At 71.0% G+C, this 21,093-nt stretch carries 13 protein-coding genes; 9 read left to right on the forward strand and 4 right to left on the reverse strand.

From position 1 onward, the window contains the following. Nucleotides 1-38: 38 nt before the first annotated feature. Nucleotides 39-1,538, forward strand: a complete 1,500-nt coding sequence (locus ACIGHB_RS00195; RefSeq protein WP_399908123.1) for an amidase — start codon at nucleotides 39-41, stop codon at nucleotides 1,536-1,538. On the opposite strand, the gene ACIGHB_RS00200 is transcribed toward ACIGHB_RS00195, so the two are convergent. The 3 genes from ACIGHB_RS00200 to ACIGHB_RS00210 are packed head-to-tail and all read right to left on the reverse strand — an operon-like array spanning nucleotide 1,539 to nucleotide 5,540. Next, nucleotides 1,539-2,702, reverse strand: a complete 1,164-nt coding sequence (locus ACIGHB_RS00200; protein WP_360319301.1) for a CaiB/BaiF CoA-transferase family protein — start codon at nucleotides 2,700-2,702, stop codon at nucleotides 1,539-1,541. Nucleotides 2,703-2,739: 37 nt separating this feature from the next. Beyond that, entirely contained in the window at nucleotides 2,740-3,942 is a 1,203-nt protein-coding gene (locus ACIGHB_RS00205) for an acyl-CoA dehydrogenase family protein (RefSeq protein WP_399908127.1), read from the reverse strand. Between the two features lie 32 nt (nucleotides 3,943-3,974). Beyond that, the gene (locus ACIGHB_RS00210) at nucleotides 3,975-5,540 is read right to left on the reverse strand and encodes a class I adenylate-forming enzyme family protein (RefSeq protein ID WP_399908129.1); all 1,566 of its coding nucleotides are present in this window, start codon (nucleotides 5,538-5,540) and stop codon (nucleotides 3,975-3,977) included. Between the two features lie 171 nt (nucleotides 5,541-5,711). On the opposite strand from ACIGHB_RS00210, the gene ACIGHB_RS00215 reads away from it, so the two are divergent. Beyond that, a complete protein-coding gene (locus ACIGHB_RS00215; RefSeq protein ID WP_399908132.1) occupies nucleotides 5,712-6,311 on the forward strand; it encodes a TetR/AcrR family transcriptional regulator in 600 nt (199 codons plus the stop codon). Between the two features lie 251 nt (nucleotides 6,312-6,562). Here ACIGHB_RS00215 and ACIGHB_RS00220 read toward each other — a convergent pair whose 3' ends face one another. Beyond that, nucleotides 6,563-7,942 (reverse strand): MFS transporter, encoded by a 1,380-nt coding sequence (locus ACIGHB_RS00220; protein WP_399908135.1) that lies wholly within the window; start codon nucleotides 7,940-7,942, stop codon nucleotides 6,563-6,565. A gap of 791 nt (nucleotides 7,943-8,733) precedes the next feature. Here ACIGHB_RS00220 and ACIGHB_RS00225 point away from each other — a divergent pair. The 7 genes from ACIGHB_RS00225 (at nucleotide 8,734) to ACIGHB_RS00255 (ending at nucleotide 21,088) form a co-directional block, all read left to right on the forward strand. Further along, on the forward strand, nucleotides 8,734-10,068 hold the full coding sequence (locus ACIGHB_RS00225) for an ABC transporter substrate-binding protein (protein ID WP_399908138.1): 1,335 nt from the start codon (nucleotides 8,734-8,736) through the stop codon (nucleotides 10,066-10,068). A 95-nt stretch (nucleotides 10,069-10,163) separates the two neighbouring features. Beyond that, entirely contained in the window at nucleotides 10,164-11,126 is a 963-nt protein-coding gene (locus tag ACIGHB_RS00230) for a carbohydrate ABC transporter permease (RefSeq protein WP_399908142.1), read from the forward strand. 133 nt (nucleotides 11,127-11,259) lie between these two features. Next, nucleotides 11,260-12,120 carry a carbohydrate ABC transporter permease gene (locus tag ACIGHB_RS00235; protein ID WP_399909319.1) on the forward strand — a complete coding sequence of 287 codons (861 nt, stop codon included), beginning with the start codon at nucleotides 11,260-11,262 and terminating at the stop codon, nucleotides 12,118-12,120. 122 nt (nucleotides 12,121-12,242) lie between these two features. Further along, complete coding sequence (locus ACIGHB_RS00240) at nucleotides 12,243-13,853, forward strand: glycoside hydrolase family 13 protein (RefSeq protein WP_399908145.1); 1,611 nt, start codon at nucleotides 12,243-12,245, stop codon at nucleotides 13,851-13,853. Nucleotides 13,854-14,150: 297 nt separating this feature from the next. Further along, nucleotides 14,151-16,187: a glycosyl hydrolase family 28-related protein gene (locus tag ACIGHB_RS00245; RefSeq protein WP_399908148.1), complete on the forward strand. Its 2,037-nt coding sequence runs from the start codon at nucleotides 14,151-14,153 to the stop codon at nucleotides 16,185-16,187. Nucleotides 16,188-16,310: 123 nt separating this feature from the next. After that, entirely contained in the window at nucleotides 16,311-17,321 is a 1,011-nt protein-coding gene (locus tag ACIGHB_RS00250) for a LacI family DNA-binding transcriptional regulator (RefSeq protein ID WP_399908151.1), read from the forward strand. Nucleotides 17,322-17,704: 383 nt separating this feature from the next. After that, nucleotides 17,705-21,088, forward strand: coding sequence for a CARDB domain-containing protein (locus ACIGHB_RS00255; RefSeq protein WP_399908154.1), 3,384 nt, complete (start codon nucleotides 17,705-17,707; stop codon nucleotides 21,086-21,088). Nucleotides 21,089-21,093 lie beyond the last annotated feature (5 nt).

A 21,093-nucleotide genomic window follows, 5' to 3' on the forward strand; every position in this document is an offset into this window, starting at 1 on the left:
CCCCTCCTCCCTCCTTCACCACCACGGAAAGGCCCCGCATGCACGCGTACGAGCCCTGCGCCGACCCCGCTGACCCGGCCGACCCCGCCGACCTCGCCTACCTCAGCGCCACCGAGGCCCGCCGGCTCTTCGAGGCCCGCGAGCTGTCCCCGGTGGAGCTGATGCGGGCGGTGATCGACCGCGCCGAGCGGACCGAGCCGGTCGTCAACGCCTTCACCGAGCGACTCTTCGACGAGGCACTCGCGCAGGCCCGGCGGGCCGAGGACCGCTTCCTCGGCAAAGGCGGCCTGACCCCGCGCCCGCTGGAGGGCATCCCGGTCGCCACCAAGGAGAAGCACGCCATCGCGGGGCGCTCCCTCACCGAGGGCTCGCTCGTCCACGCCGGCACCACCGCGACCGAGAACGCCCCGGTGATCGACCGGATCCTGGACGCCGGCGGCATCATCCACGCCCGCACCACCACCCCCGAGTTCTCCATCGCCACCTTCACCCACAGCCGCCTGTGGGGCGTCACCCGCAATCCCTGGAACCCCGATCTCACCCCCGGCGGCTCGTCCGGCGGAGCGGGCGCCTCCCTCGCGGCCGGGTCCACCCTCCTGGCCTCCGCCTCCGACATCGGCGGCTCCACCCGCATCCCCGCCGCCTTCACCGGCACCGTCGGCTTCAAGGCCCCCTACGGCCGGATCCCCGGCACCGCCCCGCTCTCCGCCGACCACTACCGCGGCGACGGACCCATGGCCCGCACCGTGGACGACTGCGTCACCCTCGCCAACGTCCTGGCCGGACCCGACCCGCGCGACCACGTGTCCCTGCGCCCCAAGCTCGTCCTGCCGGCCTCGTACGACACGGTCGCGGGGATGCGTGTCGCCCTGTGCCTCCGCCTGGGCGCGTACGAGCTCCACCCGGAGATCGAGGCCAACACCCGTGCGGTCGCCCGCGCCCTCGCCGACGCGGGAGCGGTGGTCGAGGAGATCGAGCTCCCGTGGACCAGGGACGACCTCCTCGTCAGCCTCGCCGCGCACTTCTCCACGATCTTCGGCGCCCTCGTCTCCGAGGTCGCGGCGCGGCACCGGGACCGCATGTCGGCCTACGCGGTGGCCTTCGCCGACACCATGGCCGAGGCACGCGAGCGCGTCTCGTACCTCGACGGCCTGCGCGTCGAGACCCGGCTGCAACGCGAACTGGCCGAGGCCATGGCCCCCTTCGACGTCCTGGTCTGCCCCACGACGGCCGTCCCCGGCCTGCCCGCGGGAGACGACCTCCTGGGCCGCCTGGTGGTGAACGGCGAGGACCACGGCGAGCCCCTGTGGGCGGCCATGACCGCCCCCTTCAACATCAACAACCGCTGCCCCGTCCTCAACGTGCCGAGCGGACGCTCCAGTTGGGGCGTCCCCACGGGTGTCCAGATCGTCGGCCACACCTATGACGACCCGACCGTCTTCCGCGTCGGCAAGGCCCTGGAGCGGCTCCGGCCCTGGAGCTGGGGCCCCGACCGCCGCCCCCCGCTCACCACGAGCCCGGCGAGCCCGGTGTCCTAGTCACGCCCCCGGCCGCCGGTCCTCGGGCAGGCCGAGTTCCGCGAGCAGCTCCTCGGTGTGCTCGCCGAGGGCGGGGGCGGGCCGGCGGAAGGTGTCGAGTCCCGCGTCGAAGGTGACGGGGAAGCGGGCCTGGGGCGTGGAGGCGCCGGTGGCCGGTTCGTGGAAGAGCGCGCGGGCCTGGGCCTGGGGGTCGGTGAGGAGGTCGGCGGGGCGGGTGAGGACGGGGGCCCAGGGTGCGCCGATGGCGTCGAGCCGCTGGTGCCACCAGTCGTGGTCGCGCGCCGCGAAGAGGCGGCGCAGGAGCGCGCCGACCCGGTCCCTCGCGGCGGTGCGGTCGGCGCGCCGGTCGAACGCGGCGGAGTCGAGCTCGGGGAACTCCGGGAACTCGGGGGCGAGGTCGGTGCGCAGCCGGATCCAGAACTTGTCCTCGAAGGTGGCCAGGGACAGCGCGCGGCCGTCGGCGGTGACGAAGACGTCGTTGTCGCCCTGGACGAGCCCGGCCGCGAGGGGGTCCTCGACGCCGAGGAGGGGGAGGGCGAAGAGGGAGCACCAGGCGGTGATGGACTCGGAGAGGGAGACGTCGATGTGCTGGCCCTGCCGGGTGGCGCGGTCGCCGGCGAGGGCGGCCGTGAGGGCGAGGGCGGCGTGCATGGCTCCGGCCATGTCCCCGACGCGGACGCCGGGGCGGGTCGGGGCGCCGTCGAGGCGGCCCGGGACGGCGAAGAAGCCGGAGAGGCCGAGGAAGTTCAGTTCGTGTCCGGGCTTGGCGGCGTAGGGGCCGGTCTGCCCGTACCCGGTGAGGGAGCACAGGACGAGCCCGGGGTTGACCGCGTGCAGGGCGTCGAGGCCGATGCCGAGGTCGTCGAGGACGCCGGGGCGGAAGCTCTCCACGACGGCGTCGGCGGTGGCGGCCAGGGCGAGGAAGGTCCGCCGGCCGTCGTCGGTGCGCAGGTCGAGGGTGAGGGAGCGCTTGTTGCGGTTGAGGGCGTCGAACAGGGGCGGGGCGAAGCGGAGGAGGTCGCCGCCGGCCGGGTCCTCGACCTTGACGACGTCCGCGCCGAGGTCGGCGAGCATCGAGGTGGCGTAGGGGCCGGGCAGGAGGCGGGAGAGGTCGAGGACGCGCTTGCCGGTGAGGGCGGACCAGCGCGGAGCAGTGGCGGTCATGGGGAGTGGCCTTTTCGAGGGGGCGGATCGGGGCGGTTCAGTGGTGGAAGGCCAGGAGTTTGGCGATTCCGTTGCGCTGGATCTCGGAGGTGCCGGTGAGGACGCGGAACATGCGGATCTTGCGGAAGAGGAACTCGATCTCGTTGCCCTGGGTCAGGCCCTCCTTGCCGTGGATCTGGACGGCCTCGTCGAGGATGCGGAAGGCGGACTCGGCGACGAACAGCTTGCACATGAACGCCTCGGCGTGGACCTCGCGGCCCTCGTCGAGGGCGGCGAGGGCGGCGTACGTCATGGAACGGGCCGCGTAGAGCTCGGTGGCCATGTCGGCGACCTTGTGCTGGATGGCCTGGAGCATGAGGAGCGGCTGCCCGCCGGCCACCTTGCGGGTGCGGGTCCGGTTCAGCGTCAGGTCGAGGGCGCGTCGGGTGGCGCCGAGGACGGTGGGGCAGTGCAGCAGGCGGTTGGTGGTCACCCGGCCCAGCGCGATGCGCATGCCCTTGCCCTCCTCGCCGAGGAGGTTGGCGGCGGGGACGAAGCAGTCGTCCAAAACGATGTCGCTCTCGATGTGCTCGCCCGACATGGGGGTCGCGCCGTCCTCGACGCGGCAGCCGGGGCTGTCGAGGTCGACGAGGAAGGCCGAGAACGAGGGCTTGTCGCCCTCCTGTTCGCCGGTGCCGGCCATGCGGGCGACGACGATGGCGAAGTCGGCGAAGGGGCCGGCGGAGGAGAAGACCTTGTGTCCGGTCAGCCGGAAGCCGTCCCGGTCCTCGTCGCGCACGGCGGTGGTGGTCATGGAGCGGACGTCGGAGCCGGCGTCGGTCTCGGTGAGGGAGAAGCAGCAGGCGCGCTCGCCGCGGATCAGCGGCAGCAGGTACGTGTCCAGCTGGTACGGGGTGGCGTGCTTGAGGATGTCGCCCGCGCGCAGCGGGCCGCCCATGTCGCCGAGGACGCTGTGGGACAGGACGCGTCCGCTGGCGCCGACCTCCTCCTTCAGGGCGGCGAGCTGGGTGTAGCTGAGGTTCTGGCCGCCGTACTCCTCGGGCAGGTGGATGCCGTAGAAGCCGAGTTCGCGGCTGCGGCGCCAGACGGGTTCGAGGTCGGCGCGGGTGAGTCGGCTGGTGGGGGTGATGCGGCGCTCGGCCTCGTAGTCGGCGAGTTCGCCGTCGAGGTAGTCGCGCAGCCGCTCGACGAGTCGGGCGGTGTGGGGGTCGTCGTACGAGGGACGCAGGGAGAAGGTCACGGGGCGCTCCGGCGGTGGTCGGGTGGGGGAGGTCAGTTGACGCGGCGGCCGGCACCGGCCCAGAACGGTTCCCGGACCGCCTTGCGGTCGAGCTTTCCGTTGCGGTTGTGGGGCAGTTCGGCGGTGAAGTCGACGGAGCCCGGCTTCTTGAAGCGGTCGAGCCGCTCGGCGCAGAAGGCGATCAGCTCGTCGGCGGTCACGGCCGCGCCGGTGTGGGGCACGACGACGGCCTTGACGGCCTCGCCCCACTTCTCGTCGGGGACGCCGACGACGCAGACCTCCCGGACGGCGGGGTGCTCGTAGAGGGCGGCCTCGACCTCGGTGCAGTAGATGTTGAACCCGCCCGAGATGATCATGTCCTTCTTGCGGTCGACGAGGAAGAGGTAACCGTCCTCCCGCATCCACGCCAGGTCGCCGGTGTGGACCCAGCCGTCGCGGAAGGTCTCGGCCGACAGCTCGGGGTCCTGCCAGTACGCGCGGACGCAGTCGGGGCCGCGCACGATGATCTCGCCGACCTCCCGGGGGCCGAGCTCCCTGCCCGCCTCGTCGACGACACGGATCTCGGTGTCGTACGTGGCACGGCCGCACGACTGGAGCAGCTCGGCGTCCTCCCGCACCGCGTGGGCGATCTCCTCGCCGCTCAGCCCCGCGACCACGCTCGTGGTCTCTCCGAGGCCGTAGCCCTGGGCGACGACCGGGCCGAAGAACGCCACGGCGTCGCGCAGGCGCCGCGGGGAGATCGGGGCGCCGCCGACCCGGACGCTCGTCAGCGAGGAGAGGTCGTACGCCTCGGCGCCGGGGTGGGCGAGCACCATGTTCACCATGGCAGGCACCAGGAAGGTCGTGGTGATGCCCTCCTTCTGGACCGTCTCCAGGAACGCCTCGGGGCTCCAGGTGGGCAGGACGTGGGTGGTCGAGCCGCCGAAGACGCCGGCCAGCAGGGCCATGCCGGTGGCGTGGGTGATGGGGCCGCAGGCCAGGTAGCGGGTGCCCGGGCGGGGCCGGGACTCGTCGGACATCAGCAGCTTGCGCATGTTGGCGAGGCGGTTGCCGACCGTCTGCACCGCGGCCTTCAGCGCTCCCGTGGAGCCGGAGGTGAAGTTCAGGACGCACGGGTCCGACTCCTCCACGTCGACGAGGAACGGGGCCTCGTCCCCCTCGGCGAGGAGCGCCTCGTAGCCGACCTCGCTCGCGGCCGGAGTGCCCGGCGCGTCCAGCGGTACGGGCAGGCAGTCGGTGCCGGCCGCCGCGATCGCCGCGAGGGCGTCCTCGCGGTGGGCGGCGTCGAAGACCAGCACGCGTACGGGGGCGTACCGCAGGATGTGCTCGATCTCGCCGCGCCCCAGGCGGGCGTTGATCGGCGCGCGGGTCAACCCCGCCTTGTAGAGGGCGAATTCGACCTCCACGAGCTCGCCGCGGTTCCAGGCGAGTGAGGCCACCGCGTCACCGGGGCGCAGGCCGCGGCCGGCGAGGGCGGAGGCGAGCCGATGGGTGGTGCGGTCGAGCTCGGTGAAGGTCCACCGCCGCTCCCCGCAGACGAGGGCCGCGGCGTCGGGCCAGTAGCGGGCGCTGCGGGACAGGTACGTGCCGAGATTCATCAAGACGTGCTCCAGAGGGAAGCGCGAAGCCGGGGAAACGGTGTCGGCCGACGGGCCGACTGCGTAAATTTACGACTAGGCTGATTACAGACAGCTTGTTCAGTAACTGTTCGGGTGTCAAGCGTCTCCTAGACTGAGCGCCCTGCACTGGCGACGATCGAGGAGGTACGGGTGGCCGAGGACAGACGCACCAGGCGCTCACGCCGCGCCCTGGGCGCGGCCCTGGTGGAACTGGTCCTGGAGCGGGGTTTCACCGCGCTGACGGTGGAGGACATCACCGAGCGGGCGGACGTGGCCCGGGCGACCTTCTACGCCCACTTCCGGGACAAGGAGGACCTGTTCGCCCGGGTGACGGCCGATCTCCTGGTCCAGCTCGGCGAGCGGCTGGAGCCCGCCGTCGCCGACAGCGCGGTCGGCTTCACCGGAAAGCCCGTCCTGGAGATGCTGCGGCACGCCCGCGAGGAGCGCGACCTGTACCGGATCGTGCTGCGCGGCGAGGGGGACGGGAGGCCGCTGCAGATGTTCGTCGACGCCTGCGCGGCCGCCACCGCCGAGGAGTTCAGGGCGCGGGCCGAACGCAACGCCGTCCAGCCGCGCATCGACCCCGAGCTCCTGGCCCGCGTCTGGGTGGGGGAGCAGATCGCCGTCCTGCGCTGGTGGGTCGAGCAGGACGCCCCGTCCCTGCCCGCCGAGGAGGTCGTGCGCATGCTGCTCGACCTCGCGATGCGCGGCCGGTACTGGGCCAGCGGCTTCGAGGCCCCGCCGGCCTGACCGGGCACGCCACGGGCGCCCGGCCGGGCAGGTCACGGGGATCGTTCGACGGGGGCGGGCGCGGGTGCCGAGGGGGCGCCGAGGGCTCAGGGCCTGTCCGGCGGATCATGGCCGGGGCCACGGCGCCTGGCACGGCACCTCGCCGCGTTGCCGAAACGCCCCGATAGCTCCGCTATCGAGACGCTCCGGCGCCTTGCGATGCACCGCACCAGACGCCGTGGCCTACCCGACCCTGATCCGCCGGACAGGCCCTAGGCGCGCGCGGCCGCCCGGGGTACGGCACCGGCCCCCGGGGCCGGCGCGAGCCGCCGCGCGTCCCGTTCGGGACGGATCAGGACGAGGGCCGCCAGCCCGCAGACCACCATCACGGCGGCGGTCAGCAGGAACGCGTGGGTGTAGCCGGCGGCCGGGGACGCGGCGGAGTCCAGCAGGTGCCCGGTCAGTGAGGGCGCGAGAAGGCTCGGCAGGGTCCCGGCGGCGGCGACGATGCCGAACACCGCCCCCCGCTGCGCCGCCGGGACCACGGCCGACGTCGTCATGTAGTGCATGGGGAAGGCCACGGCGTGACCGCCGAACGCCACGACCAGGAGGCCGACCCGGGCGGAAGGCTGGTCGACGAACGGGAAGGCGGCCATGGCCAGGCCCGCGACGGCCACGGCGACGCCCTGAGGGGCGGCGCTCGTCCAGAGGTCCGAGGCCCCCCGGCGCCGGAGCCGGTCCGCCATCGGGGGCACCGACAGGAGCAGGACCAGGCTCAGCGCGGAGATCCCGCTGATCAGCGTGGCGGCCCCGCCCGGGGTCATGCCCTGCTGGGTACGGAGGTAGACGGGCAGCCAGGCGTGACTCAGCGCCAGTGCCCACGAGGCGCCGAAGGCCGCCGCGATGCTCCCGATCACCGTGCCGCTCAGCAGCAGCCGGCGGTACGGCAGCCGCTCGGGTCCGGCGTGTGTGCTCGGGCTGTCCGGCGTCACGGCCTTCGGTCGGGGCGCGGGCTCCTGCCCGTACGGGCCGTCGTGGCCGAGCCGCCACCACACCAGGCTCCACACCGTGCTCGTCACCGCGAGCACCACGAACGCGGACCGCCAGCCGAAAGCCGTGATCAGCCAGGTCACGACCGGAGCGGCGACCAGCATGGCCAGCGCGGCCCCGCTGATCTGGAGCGCCGAGGGGAGCCCCCGCCGGTCCGCGGGGAACCACTTGTACAGCGCGTGCATCGACATCGAGGCCGCGGGCCCCTCCGCCGCCCCCAGGAGCACCCGTCCGGCCACCAGCGCCGGGACCGAGGCCACGATCAGGGCGGGCAGCTGGGCCACCGCCCACAGGATCGCCATGGTGAACAGCAGCACCCTGCTGGACACGCGGGCGGAGACGAAGCCGACGGCGAGCCCGGAGAGGCTGAAGAGCAGGGCGAACGAGCTGGAGATCATCCCGTACGTGCTGTTGCTGATGCCGAGCTCGTCCATGATCGGCACGGCCGCGAGGCCCAGGACGGCCTTGTCGGCGTGGTTGATCAGCATGAACGCCACGATCAGCGCCGTGATCAGCCAGGCCCGCCGCCGGTCGAACACCGGGGGCCGTGCGGCCGCCCGGTCGGCGGCGACGGGCGGCGAGGGGGAGGTGGGTTCGATCACGGGTCACTCCTGCGGCTCGGAGAGGAAGGGTGCGAGGCCGTGAGACCGGACCGGTCCACGGCCGGTCGACAGCTCCCGCGGGGACGCGCGCATGCCGGATGAACAGCAGACGCCGTCCACCTCTGTCCCTGATGACGAACAGGTTGTACGTTAACGACAGTCTTGTTCAAGACTTTCGCGCGAGTAATTGGCCGCGGCAACCGGAGCGGGGAGAGTTCCGGACCTCCTTCCCGTGGACACGCCGGCGCGACATGCACGCAGAGTGGCGAACGGAGTGCACGCGGTGAAGAGGATCTGCGAGCCGGTCCTCGGTGACACCGGCTGTGCCGCGGCGCGTGAGGGCGAGGCCGCCCGGCGTCGGGAGAGGGAAGGTCGGCAGTGGCGGTTCGACGCCGACGTGCCCCAGTGGGTGAGGGCTGACGGACGAACCTCAAGGCTGCCGCCGGTGGTCGGCGAGGTGCACGCGATCATGCGCAGTATGCGCACGTACTGAGGCGTCCGCGGCGAACGCCGCCCGCCGGAGGCATGGCGCGAGCGACACGTAACTTGCAAGAAGTCGACGAAGATCAGAACAGGATGAGCTGTCGGGTGAAATTGCCCTGTGGGTGCGGTTGTCGATGCCGTGACGCCACCGCCATCAGGGCAGACTCTGAGGTTCGGCAGTCCAAGACCCTCGTGACGCAGTCGTAATCATGCAATGTTGGGTCGAAATCTTGCGTCGCTCTGTTCTGCGTCCTAGTGTGACGCTCCGATCAGGGCAGTGCCCTGGGTACCACCTCGGAGGAGCCGTAATGAAGCCCCGCAACCTCGCGATCTCTCTGATCTCTTCAGCTCTCGTCCTGTCGGCCACGGCGTGCGGTGGTGACACGGACACCGGAGCCGAGGGGGACGTCACGATCACCGTGGCGTGTCAGCCGGCGAAGACGGCACCCAAGCAGCGCCAGGCATGGGACGACGACGTCAAGGCGTTCGAGAAGGCGCACCCGGGTGTCAAGGTCAAGAGCACGGACCAGCAGCCGTGCTTCGACCCGAAGACCTTCGCCGCGAAGCTGGCCGGCGGCCAGATGGAGACGGTCTTCATGGCTCCCGTCACGAACTACGCCGACGTCATGGCCAAGGGACAGGCGAAGGACATCACCGCGTCCACGGATCTCGTGAAGAACTTCGGAAGCATCCGCCAGGACGTCCGGGACATGCTGACGAAGGACGGCAAGATCTACGGCGTCCCCAACGTCAGCTACAGCGTCGGTCTCGTCTACAACCGCAAGCTCTTCGAGCAGGCGGGCCTCGACCCCAACTCCCCGCCGAAGACGTGGGACGAGGTCCGTGAGGCGGCCAAGAAGATCGCGGGTCTGGGTGACGGCTACGTCGGATACGGGGAGTACGGCGGCGGCAACGTCGGCGGCTGGCACTTCGCGCAGTCCGTCTTCAGCAGAGGCGGCGAGATGGTCGTGGACGGCAAGGCGGCCTTCAACAGCGCCGAGGGCAAGGCCGTCCTGCAGACACTGCACGACATGCGCTGGAAGGACGACAGCGTCGGCAAGAAGGTGCTGATCGGCTGGGAGGCGCTGATGCAGCAGATGGCGGCCGGCAAGACGGGCATGATGCTCGGCGCCCCGGACGTCGTCACCGACCTGGTGCAGAAGTTCCAGGGAAGCAAGGACCAGTACGGCATCGCCCCCATACCCGAGAGCAAGGCGTCGCTCACCGGTGGCGAGGCGTACATGATCAACCCGAAGGCGAGCGCCGCCGAGACCGAGGCCGGCCTGCGGTGGATCGACTTCCAGTTCAACACGCCGGGCAAGGGCCGTCACGACTACGCGCGCGGCAAGGCCAACGGCGAGGCCGTCGGCGTGCCGAACAACGACTACATGGGTGACTCGCCGACCGGCAAGGAGATCGCCGCACTCCGCGCCGAGAACGCGGTCCTGCCGGTCGAGTACTACCAGCCCTACCTCGACGGGTCGAAGAACGTCGAGCTCAAGCTGGAGCCGGCGAAGGCGCAGGAGCTCTACGCCGTGCTGGACGTGCCCATGTCCGCGGTGCTGACCCGCGAGAACGCCGACATCGACAAGCTGCTCGCCGATGCCGAGGGCAAGGCGAACACGATTCTGGCGAAGAGCTGACCGTCGTGGGAGGGGTGCCGCATCCGCCACCGCATCCGCATCCGCATCCGACGGAGTGCGGCACCCCTGCCCGCGGCGTGGAACGGGAGATCACCATGGACACACCCACCCTGCCGGCGAAGCGGCCCCCGACGCCGCGGAGCCGGCCACCCGCTCGTCCCTCGCGTCCTTCACGTCCCTCACGCAGGGGAAGGACGCTTCGCACCAACATCACCGCCTACGGATTCCTGTGCGCGGCCCTGTTCTGCTTCGCGCTGTTCGCCTGGTGGCCGATCATCCGGCAGGTCGTGCTCAGCTTCCAGGAGACCAACCTGGTCGACGAGCCCCAGTGGGTGGGCCTGGACAACTTCCGCTCGGTGGTCGAGGACCCGGCCTTCGGCCAGGCATGGAAGAACACCTTCGCCTTCACCTTCCTCGCCCTGCTGTGCGGCTACGTGATCCCGTTCGCGGTCGCGATCGTGCTCAACGAACTCCGGCACGCACGCGGATATCTGCGCTTCGTCGTGTACCTGCCGGTGATGCTGCCCCCGATCGTCTCGGTGCTGCTCTTCCGCTGGTTCTACGACCCCGGACCGGGCCTGTTCAACCAGCTGCTCGACTTCGTGGGCCTGCCGGGCCTGTCCTGGCTGGACTCCACGGACACCGCGCTGATCTCCCTGGTCATCGTCTCCACCTGGATGAACATGGGCTCCGGCGTCCTGATCTACCTCGCCGCGCTCCAGAACATCCCCGGTGACCTCTACGAGGCGGCCGAACTCGACGGAGCCGGCGTCTTCAGGCGGATCTGGAACGTCACCATCCCGCAGACCCGGCTGATCCTGCTGCTCATGCTGATGCTCCAGGTCGTCGCCACCATGCAGGTGTTCATCGAGCCCTACATGCTCACCGGCGGAGGACCGGAGAACGCGACCGTCACCGTCGCCTTCCTCATGTACCAGTACGCCTTCGTCTACGGCGGCAACTACGGCGCCGGCAGCGCGCTCGGAGTCATGCTCATGATCGTTCTTCTTGCGGTCGCCGCAGTCCAGCTCAGGCTGACCCGCGACGAGAAGAGGTAGTCCCGTGGCCAACACCGTCGACACGACAGCCCACCCGGAAACCGCCGGGGACACCCCCGAGGGAGCGCCGCCGGCCGCGAAGCGCCCGCGCGAGCGGCGCCGCGCCCACTGGGCCGAGGGCCACTCCCGCACCATCGTCTCGCCCCTGGAGCTCAAGTCCCGCTGGGGATCGCGGATCTACTGGACGGTGCTCGCCGCCGTCCTCGCCGTGTTCACGCTCGTCTTCGTCTTCCCGCTGTACTGGATGGTCACGGGCGCGATGAAATCGGGCGAGGAGATCGCCCAGATGCCGCCGACGCTGTGGCCGGAGAACCCGGACTTCTCGGTCTTCGCGGACGCGTGGGAGCTCTTCGACGTCGGGCTCCTCCTGAAGAACACGGTCTTCTACTCGGTCGGAGCCTGGCTGTTCGCCCTCGCGGTGGACGTGACGGCCGCGTACGCGCTGTCCAAGCTGCGCCCGATGTTCGGCAACGTGATCCTCGGAGCGATGTTCGCGACCCTGATGATCCCGCCGATCGTCGTCATGATCCCGGCGTACATCACCGTCACCGACGTGCCGGTCTTCGGCTGGAACCTGCTCAACACGCCCTGGGCGATCTGGTTCCCGGTGGCGGCCAACGGGTTCAACATCTTCCTGCTCAAACGATTCTTCGACTCGATTCCCGACGAGATCCTCGAAGCGGCGGAGATCGACGGAGTGCCGCCGTGGCGCGTGCTCGTCTCGATCATCCTGCCGATCTCGCGGCCCATCCTCGGCGTCGTGTCCATCTTCACCATCGTGATGGTGTTCAAGGACTTCGTCTGGCCGCTGCTCGTCCTGCCGGACAGCGAGAAGATGACGATCAGCGTGGGCCTCTCCCAGACCGCCGGACAGGTGACGCAGAACCAGATCATGGCGGGTCTGGTGATGGCGAGCATTCCGATGATCATCGTGTTCGTCTTCTTCCAGCGGAGCATCATGGCGGGCCTCACCGCCGGCAGCGTCAAGGGCTGACCCGCGCCCCGCGCCCCTCACCTCCCCCCGCCTCACCACCCACACGCCTCCGCCGCCGGCCGGCACCATCCATGCCCCGTCCCGGCCGGCGGCGGAGTCCCACCTGCCCGAAAGGACCTCCCGTGGCAGCCGTGCACCCCTCCCGCACCCATGAATGGTGGCGCGACGCCGTCATCTACCAGGTCTATCCCCGCAGCTTCGCGGACGGCGACGGAGACGGCACGGGCGACCTCGCGGGTGTCCGGGCGAACCTGCCCTACCTCCGGCAACTCGGCGTGGACGCCGTGTGGTTCACCCCCTGGTACCTCTCGCCGCTCGTCGACGGCGGCTACGACGTGGCCGACTACCGCACCATCGACCCGGCCTTCGGCACCCTCGACGACGCCGAGAAGCTGATCGCCGAGGCCGCCGAGCACGGCATCAAGGTCATCGTCGACATCGTGCCCAACCACGTCTCCGACCAGCACGCCTGGTTCCGGGCCGCCCTCGCCGCCGGACCCGGCAGCCCCGAGCGCGAGCGGTTCCACTTCCGCCCCGGCCGCGGCGAGCACGGGGAACTCCCGCCGAACAACTGGCCCTCGCAGTTCTCCGGCGACACCTGGACCCGGGTGCCCGACGGAGAGTGGTACCTGCACCTCTTCACTCCCGAACAGCCCGACCTCAACTGGAACCACCCCGACGTCCGCCGCGAACACGAGGACGTGCTGCGCTTCTGGTTCGAGCGCGGCGTCGCCGGCGTCCGCATCGACTCCGCCGCCCTGCTCACCAAGCACCCGGACCTGCCCGACTTCACCGAGGGCGCCGACGCCCACCCCTACATCGACCAGGACGAGATCCACGACATCTACCGCTCCTGGCGCGCCATCGCCGACGCGTACGACGGCGTCTTCGTCGGCGAGGTCTGGCTCCCCGACTCCGAGCGCTTCGCCCGCTACCTGCGCCCCGACGAACTCCACACCGCCTTCAACTTCAACTTCCTCGCCTGCCCCTGGGACCCCGACTCCCTGCGCCGGACCATCGACGACACCCTCGCCGAGCACGCCCCCGTCCACGCCCCCGCCACCTGGGTACTCTGCAACCACGACGTGACCCGTACGGCGACCCGCTACGGCCGCGAGGACACCGGCTTCGACTTCGCCAAGAAGCGCTTCGGCACCCCCACCGACCCGGAGCTCGGCACCCGCCGGGCCCGCGCGGCCGCCCTGCTGACCCTCGCCCTCCCCGGCTCGGTCTACCTGTACCAGGGCGAGGAGCTCGGCCTTCCCGAAGCCGACATCCCCCGCGACCGCATCCAGGACCCCATGCACTTCCGCTCCGGCGGCACCGACCCGGGCCGCGACGGCTGCCGCGTCCCCCTGCCGTGGAAGGCCGAAGCGCCCTCCTTCGGATTCGGCACCCCGCCCGGTACGGAGCCCTGGCTGCCGCAGCCCGCCGACTGGGCCCGCTACGCCGTCGACCGGCAGAGCGCCGACGCCGACTCCATGCTCACCCTCTACCGCACCGCGCTCGAACTGCGTCGCACCCACCCCGGCCTCGGCGACGGACCGATGCGCTGGCTCCCCGCAGGCGACGGCGTCCTCGCCTTCGCCCGCGAGCACGGCCTGATCTGCGTCGTCAACCTCTCGCCCGCCCCCGTCGAACTCCCGGCCAACTCCGCGCTCCTGCTCACGAGCGGCCCCCTCGACCCCGCCGGCACCCTTCCCCCGGACACCGCCGCCTGGCTCCAGGCATGACCCCCGGGCCGCCCCGACCGCGCCGCCGGCGCACCTGACCGTCGACGGCGGCTCCGGAAAGACCCCATCGCGCGCCCCAGGCCGCTCAGCGCCGACTCCGTCGGCCGCGGGGCGCGCGATGGCCGCGGCCGGGACCTGACCCCGGCCGCGACGGAAGTCCCGTTCCCGTTCCGTGGGGGGCCGGGAGCGGGGCTTCCGCGCGTGCGGCTCGACCCCCGCTCGCAGCCGACGCACCGTCCGCCCGCCGCCGCGACGCCCGTTCGCCGCGGCTCCACACCGTCAGAGAAGCGAGCTCAGATGATCCCCAGCCGCGTTCGTCCGCGCGTGCGCGCCGGTACCAGAGCCACCGCCGTCGCCTGCGCGCTCCTCTGCCTCGGCCAGGCGGCCGTCACCACGGCGACCGCCTCACCCACCGGACCCGCCCGCCCCTCGGCCCCGGCCGTCACCCGCGCCGGACTCGACCCCGCGCTCGTGGCCGGACGGGGCGCCGACGTCGCCTTCGACGAGCAGGAGGCGGAGAACGCCCGTACCGACGGGACCGTCATCGGCCCGGACCGCACCCCGTACACCCTCCCCTCGGAGGCGTCCGGCCGGAAGGCGGTCCGGCTCGTCCCCGGCCAGTACGTCGAGTTCACCCTGCCCCGCGCGGCCAACGCCCTGACCGTCCGCTACAGCATCCCGGACGCGCCCGGGGGCGGCGGCATCACCGCGCCCCTGGACGTCTCCGTCGACGGCCGCCACCGCACGACGATGGCGCTGACCTCGCAGTACTCCTGGCTCTACAACCAGTACCCCTTCACCAACGACCCCGGCGCCGACCTGCTCCACCCCGACTGGTGGCTCGCCGAGTGCGCCTGCGTCCCGTCCGCCACCACGCCGGCGCCCGTCTTCGACAAGCCCTTCCGGCCCACCCACTTCTACGACGAGCAGCGCCTCAAGCTCGGCAAGACCTTCCGGGCGGGGGAGAAGGTACGCCTGACGGTGCCGGCCGGCAGCCGCGCCGCCTGGACCGTGATCGACCTCCTCGACACCGAACTCGTCGCCCCGCCGCACGTCGAGCGCGGGGGGATCGACGTACGGCTCCTGGGCGCCGACCCGACCGGCCGCCGGGACGCCGCTCCCGCAATCGAGCGGGCCATCGCCCTCGCCCGCCGCCTCGACCGGCCCGTCTACCTGCCGCCGGGCACCTTCCGGGTGGACCGCCACATCGAGGTCGACGACGTCACCCTCGTCGGCGCCGGCAACTGGCACACCGTCCTCAAGGGCCGTCAGGTCACCCTCGCCGAGCCCGCGCCCGACGGCTCCCGCCACACCGGCGTCGGCCTCTACGGCAAGCCCGCCTCCGAGGGCGGCAGCCGCGACGTGCACCTGCGCGGCTTCGCGATCGAGGGCGACGTCCGCGAGCGGATCGACACCGACCAGGTCAACGCCATCGGCGGCGCCATGAGCGACTCCACCATCGACGGCCTCCACCTGCACCGCACCAAGGTCGGCCTCTGGTTCGACGGCCCCCTGCGCAACGTCAAGGTCACGAACAACATCATCACCGACCAGATCGCCGACGCCCTCAACTTCCACACCGGCGTCACCGACTCGCTCGTCCGGAACAACTTCATCCGCAACACCGGCGACGACGGCATCGCCCTCTGGTCGGAGAAGACCGCCGACGCCCGCAACACCGTCACCCGCAACACCGTCCAGTCGCCCACCCTCGCCAACGGCATCGCGATCTACGGCGGCGAGGACAACACCGTCAGCGGCAACCTCGTCGCCGACCCGGTCCGCGAGGGCAGCGCCCTGCACGCCGGATCCCGCTTCGGCGCCCAGCCCTTCACCGGCACCCTCCGCTTCACCGACAACACCGCCGTCCGCGCCGGCACCCTCGACCTCAACTGGAAGATCGGACTCGGCGCCCTCTGGCTCTACGCCCTGGACGGCTCGATCGACGCCGACGTACGGGTCGCCGGGGACCACTACCTCGACTCCACCCACAACGCGATCATGCTGGTCAGCGAGTACGGGGTGAAGGACCGTCACGGCATTCCGGACGTCCACTTCAAGGACATCCGGGTCGACGGCACCGGCAACTCCGTCCTCAGCGCCCGGACGAAGGGCTCCGCCACCTTCGAGAACGTCGACGCCCGCAACGTCGGGGCCGTCGGCGTCAACAACTGCGGCTCCTTCAACTTCCCCGCCACGGGCTCCGAGTTCGCGCTGACCGACCTGGGCGGCAACGACGGCGGCTGGCTCGCGCCCTGGCTGCTGCCGAACACCCTCACCTGTGACGACCGCCCTCCGGTCGTCACGCCCCCGGAGCCCACCCCCTGGCCCTGACGCGAGGGCCGCCTTTCCTGACCGAGGGAGCAGGGCGCCTTTCGATTCTTTTACGTCAGGAAAGCCACCCGAGTAAGCAAGATGGCGAAACTCGCTTGCGTAGTTTGCGCTACACTTGCGTGTATGACGCGACGACTTGCTCTGGTGGCGAAAAAGGTGGGGGTCAGCGAGGCCACGGTGAGCCGTGTCCTCAACGGCAAGCCCGGAGTCAGCGAGACGACCCGGCAGTCCGTGCTGACGGCGCTCGACGTGCTCGGCTACGAACGGCCGACGCAGTTGCGCGGAGAGCGGGCCAGGCTCGTCGGCCTGGTGCTTCCCGAACTCCAGAACCCCATCTTCCCGGCGTTCGCCGAGGTCATCGGCGGTGCGCTCGCCCAGCAGGGACTCACCCCGGTGCTCTGCACCCAGACCAAGGGCGGCGTCTCCGAGGCCGACTACGTGGAACTCCTGCTCCAGCAGCACGTCTCCGGTGTCGTCTTCGCCGGCGGACTCTTCGCGCAGGCCGATGCCCCGCACGACCACTACTACCGGCTGGCCGAGCGCAACATCCCGGTCGTCCTGATCAACGCGTCCATCGAGGGGCTCGACTTCCCGTGCGTGTCCTGCGACGACGCCGTCGCCATCGAGCAGGCGTGGCGCCACCTCGCCTCGCTGGGGCACGAGCGCATCGGGCTCGTGCTCGGACCCGGCGACCACGTGCCCTCCCGGCGCAAGCTGGAAGCCGCCCGCGTGGCCGCCGCGACGGCCGGCCTGGACTGGGACGACACCTTCGTGGAGCGCTCGATCTTCTCCCTGGAGGGCGGTCAGGCCGCTGCCGCGCGGCTGCTCGACAGGGGGGTCACCGGCATCGTCTGCGGCAGCGACCCCCTGGCCCTCGGCGCGATCAGGGCCGCCAGGCGGCGCGGCCTGGCGGTTCCCGCCGACGTGTCGGTCGTGGGCTTCGACGACTCCGCGTTCATGACGTGCACGGAACCGCCGCTGTCGACGGTGCGGCAGCCCATCGAGGCCATGGGGCGCGCCGCGGTGGACCTCCTGATCACGCAGGTCCAGGGGACCCAGCACCACTCGGGGGAACTGCTCTTCGAGCCCGAGCTCGTGGTCCGCGGCTCGACGGCTCCGCCGCCGGCTTCCTGACTCGAGAGCCCGAACTCCCGCGTTTTTACCGGGACTTGCCGTCCGATAACTGAATGACTCCTGCCCACCGGCACCGGTGTCCCCGCCCCTGGCGGCGTCGACATCGGTGCCGTTGTCGTTTCCGGCTCCCTCGCTTGCCGGGGATCGAACGGGAACCGTTGACAAAGTCGTCATCCAGTAGAAACCTTGCGGGCTGACAGCGTAAATGAGCCACAGAGCAACTCAAGAACCCGGCTGGCTGTCATCCGATCCTTGTCAGAGCCATGTTGGGCTCTTGGCGCGTGATCCTGCCGAGCTCCATGAGCTTCCCTGTGCGTCCGTCGGTGAGTGCTCCACGGACAGGGGACAGGTCACGAACCCTGCCCGCATGCGGAGAGGTCACCATGAGAGGCACACACCCGAGCAGGCGGCTGGGGGTCGGTCTGCTGACAGCGGGCCTGATCTCCGTAGGACTGCTCCCCGTCCCCGCGCAGGCCGCCGCGGCGGACACCAACCTCGCGCTCGGCCGAGCCGCGACGGCCGGCGGCGCCAACGGCGGCTACCCGGCGTCCCACGTCACCGACGGAAGCCAACAGTCCTACTGGGAAGGCCCCTTGGGCTCCTTCCCGCAGTGGGTGCAGGTCGACCTGGGCACGCAGGTCGACCTCGACCGCCTCGCGCTCAAGCTGCCGACCGGCTGGGAGGCGCGCAACCAGTCCCTCGCCGTCCTCGGCAGCGCCGACGGCACCGCGTTCAGCACCCTCACCGCCGCCCAGGCGCGCGCGTTCGACCCCTCCGCCGCCAACACGGTGAACATCGACCTGCCGGCGGCCACGGCCCGCTTCGTCCGCGTCCAGGTGGGGACCAACTCCGGCTGGAACGCCGCCCAGCTCTCCGAGCTGGAGGTCTACGGCGAGACCGGCGGAGGCGAGGACCCGGGCGACCCGCCCCCGGTCACCGGCACCAACCTGGCCCGCAACAAGCCCATCGAGGCCACCTCCACCACCCAGAACTACGCCGCCGGCAACGCCAACGACGACAGCACGTCCACCTATTGGGAGTCCGCCGGCTTCCCCGCCTCGCTCACCGTCAAGCTGGGCTCCGACGCGGACGTCACCGGCGTCGTCGTCAAGCTGAACCCGGACTCCGCGTGGGGCCCGCGCACCCAGTCCTTCGAAGTGCTCGGCCGGGCCTCCGCCGCCTCGGGCTTCACCACCCTGAAGGCGCGCGCCGACTACGCCTTCAACCCGGCGTCGGGCCAGAACACGGTCACCATCCCGGTGACCGGCAAGGTCTCCGACCTCCGCCTGACCGGCTTCTCCAACAACGGCGCCCCCGGCACGCAGGTCGCGGAGATCCAGGTCCTCGGCACGGCCGCCCCCGCCCCCGACTTCGTCGTCAACGAGCTCACCTGGGAGCCGGCCACCCCGTCCGAGGCCGACGACGTGACCGCCAAGGTCACCGTCCGCAACGCCGGCACCGCCGCCGCGCCGGCCACGACCGTCGACGTCAGCGCCGAGGGCACCGTCGCGGGCTCCGCCGCGGTCCCCGCGCTCGCCGCCGGCCAGTCGACCACCGTGAACGTCCCCATCGGCAAGCGCCCGATGGGCGCCTACACCGTCTCGGCGGCCGTCGACCCGACCGACACGGTCCCCGAGCTCGACAACGGCAACAACAGCCGTACCGCGACGGGCAAGATGAACGTCACGCAGACCCCGGGCCCCGACCTGACGGTCACCGCGATCACCCCGAACCCGTCCTCCCCGGCGGTCGGCGCGCAGGTCTCCTTCACGGCCACCGTCCAGAACCGGGGCACCACCGGCGTCCCCGCCGGCAGCGTCACCCGCCTCGCCGCGGGGACCACCACCCTGAACGGGACCACGCCCGCGGTGGCCGCCGGCCAGTCGGTCACCGTGCCGCTCTCCGGCACCTGGACCGCCGCGAGCGGCGGCGTCACCCTCACCGCGACGGCCGACGCCACCGCGACCGTGACGGAGACCAACGAGAACAACAACGTCTTCAGCCGCTCCCTGGTCGTCGGCCGGGGCGCAGCCGTGCCGTACACGGAGTACGAGGCGGAGGACGGCAGCTACCAGGGCACCCTGCTCACCACCGACGCCAAGCGGACCTTCGGTCACACCAACTTCGCCACCGAGTCCTCCGGCCGCAAGTCGGTCCGCCTGAACTCCACCGGCGAATACGTGGAGTTCACCTCCACCAACGCCGCCAACTCCATCGTCGTGCGCAACTCGATCCCGGACGCCGCCGCCGGCGGAGGCCGGGAGGCCACGCTGAGCCTGTACGCCGACGGCCAGTTCGTGCGCAAGCTGACGCTGTCCTCGAAGCACAGCTGGCTCTACGGCACCAGCGACGACCCGGAAGGGCTCAGCAACACGCCGGGAACCGACGCCCGCCGTCTGTTCGACGAGTCCCACGCCCTGCTGACCCAGTCCTACCCGGCCGGCACCAAGTTCCGGCTCCAGCGGGACGCGGGCGACACGGCGGCCTTCTACATCGTCGACCTGATCGACCTGGAGCAGGTCGCCCCGCCGGCCGCGAAGCCCGCGGAGTGCGTCTCGATCACCCAGTACGGGGCCGTGCCCAACGACGGCATCGACGACACCGACGCCCTCCAGCGCGCCGTCACCGCCGACCAGAAGGGCGAGATCCCCTGCGTCTGGATCCCGGCGGGCCAGTGGCGCCAGGAGCAGAAGATCCTCACCGACGACCCGCTGAACCGGGGGATCTACAACACGGTCGGCATCCGTGACGTGACGATCCGGGGTGCCGGCATGTGGCACTCGCAGCTCTACACGCTGACCCCGCCGCACCAGGCGGGCGGCATCAACCACCCGCACGAGGGCAACTTCGGCTTCGACATCGACCACAACACCAAGATCTCGGACATCGCGATCTTCGGCTCCGGCACCATCCGCGGCAACAACGCCCAGGAAGAGGGCGGTGTCGGCCTCAACGGGCGCTTCGGCAAGGGCACGAAGATCAGCAACGTCTGGATCGAGCACGCCAACGTCGGCGTCTGGGCCGGCCGCGACTACACCAACATCCCCGAGCTGTGGGGGCCGGGCGACGGCGTCGAGTTCTCGGGCATGCGGATCCGCAACACCTACGCCGACGGCATCAACTTCGCCAACGGCACCCGCAACTCCACCGTCTACAACTCGTCCTTCCGCAACAACGGTGACGACGCCCTGGCCGTCTGGGCCAGCAAGTACGTCAAGGACACCTCGGTGGACATCGGATCCAACAACCACTTCCGTAACAACACGATCCAGCTGCCCTGGCGGGCCAACGGCATCGCGATCTACGGCGGTTTCGGCAACACCATCGAGAACAACATCATCGCCGACACCATGAACTACCCCGGCATCATGCTGGCCACCGACCACGACCCGCTGCCCTTCTCCGGGCAGACCCTCATCTCGAACAACGCCCTGTACCGCACGGGCGGCGCGTTCTGGAACGAGGACCAGGAGTTCGGCGCCATCACCCTGTTCCCGCAGGGCCAGCCGATCCCGGGCGTCACCATCAAGGACACGGACATCGTCGATTCCACGTACGACGGCATCCAGTTCAAGACCGGTGGCGGCGAGATGGCGAACGTCAAGATCACCAACGTGCGGATCGACAAGTCGAACAACGGCTGCGGAATCCTCGCGATGGGCGGCGCGCGCGGCAGCGCCACGCTGACGGACGTCACCGTCACGAACTCCGCCAAGGGCGACGTCTGTTCGCAGCCCGGCACGCAGTTCGTCTTCAACCAGGGCTGACGCCC

This window comes from Streptomyces sp. NPDC085460 (genome assembly GCF_044541975.1).
Lineage (GTDB): Bacteria > Actinomycetota > Actinomycetes > Streptomycetales > Streptomycetaceae > Streptomyces.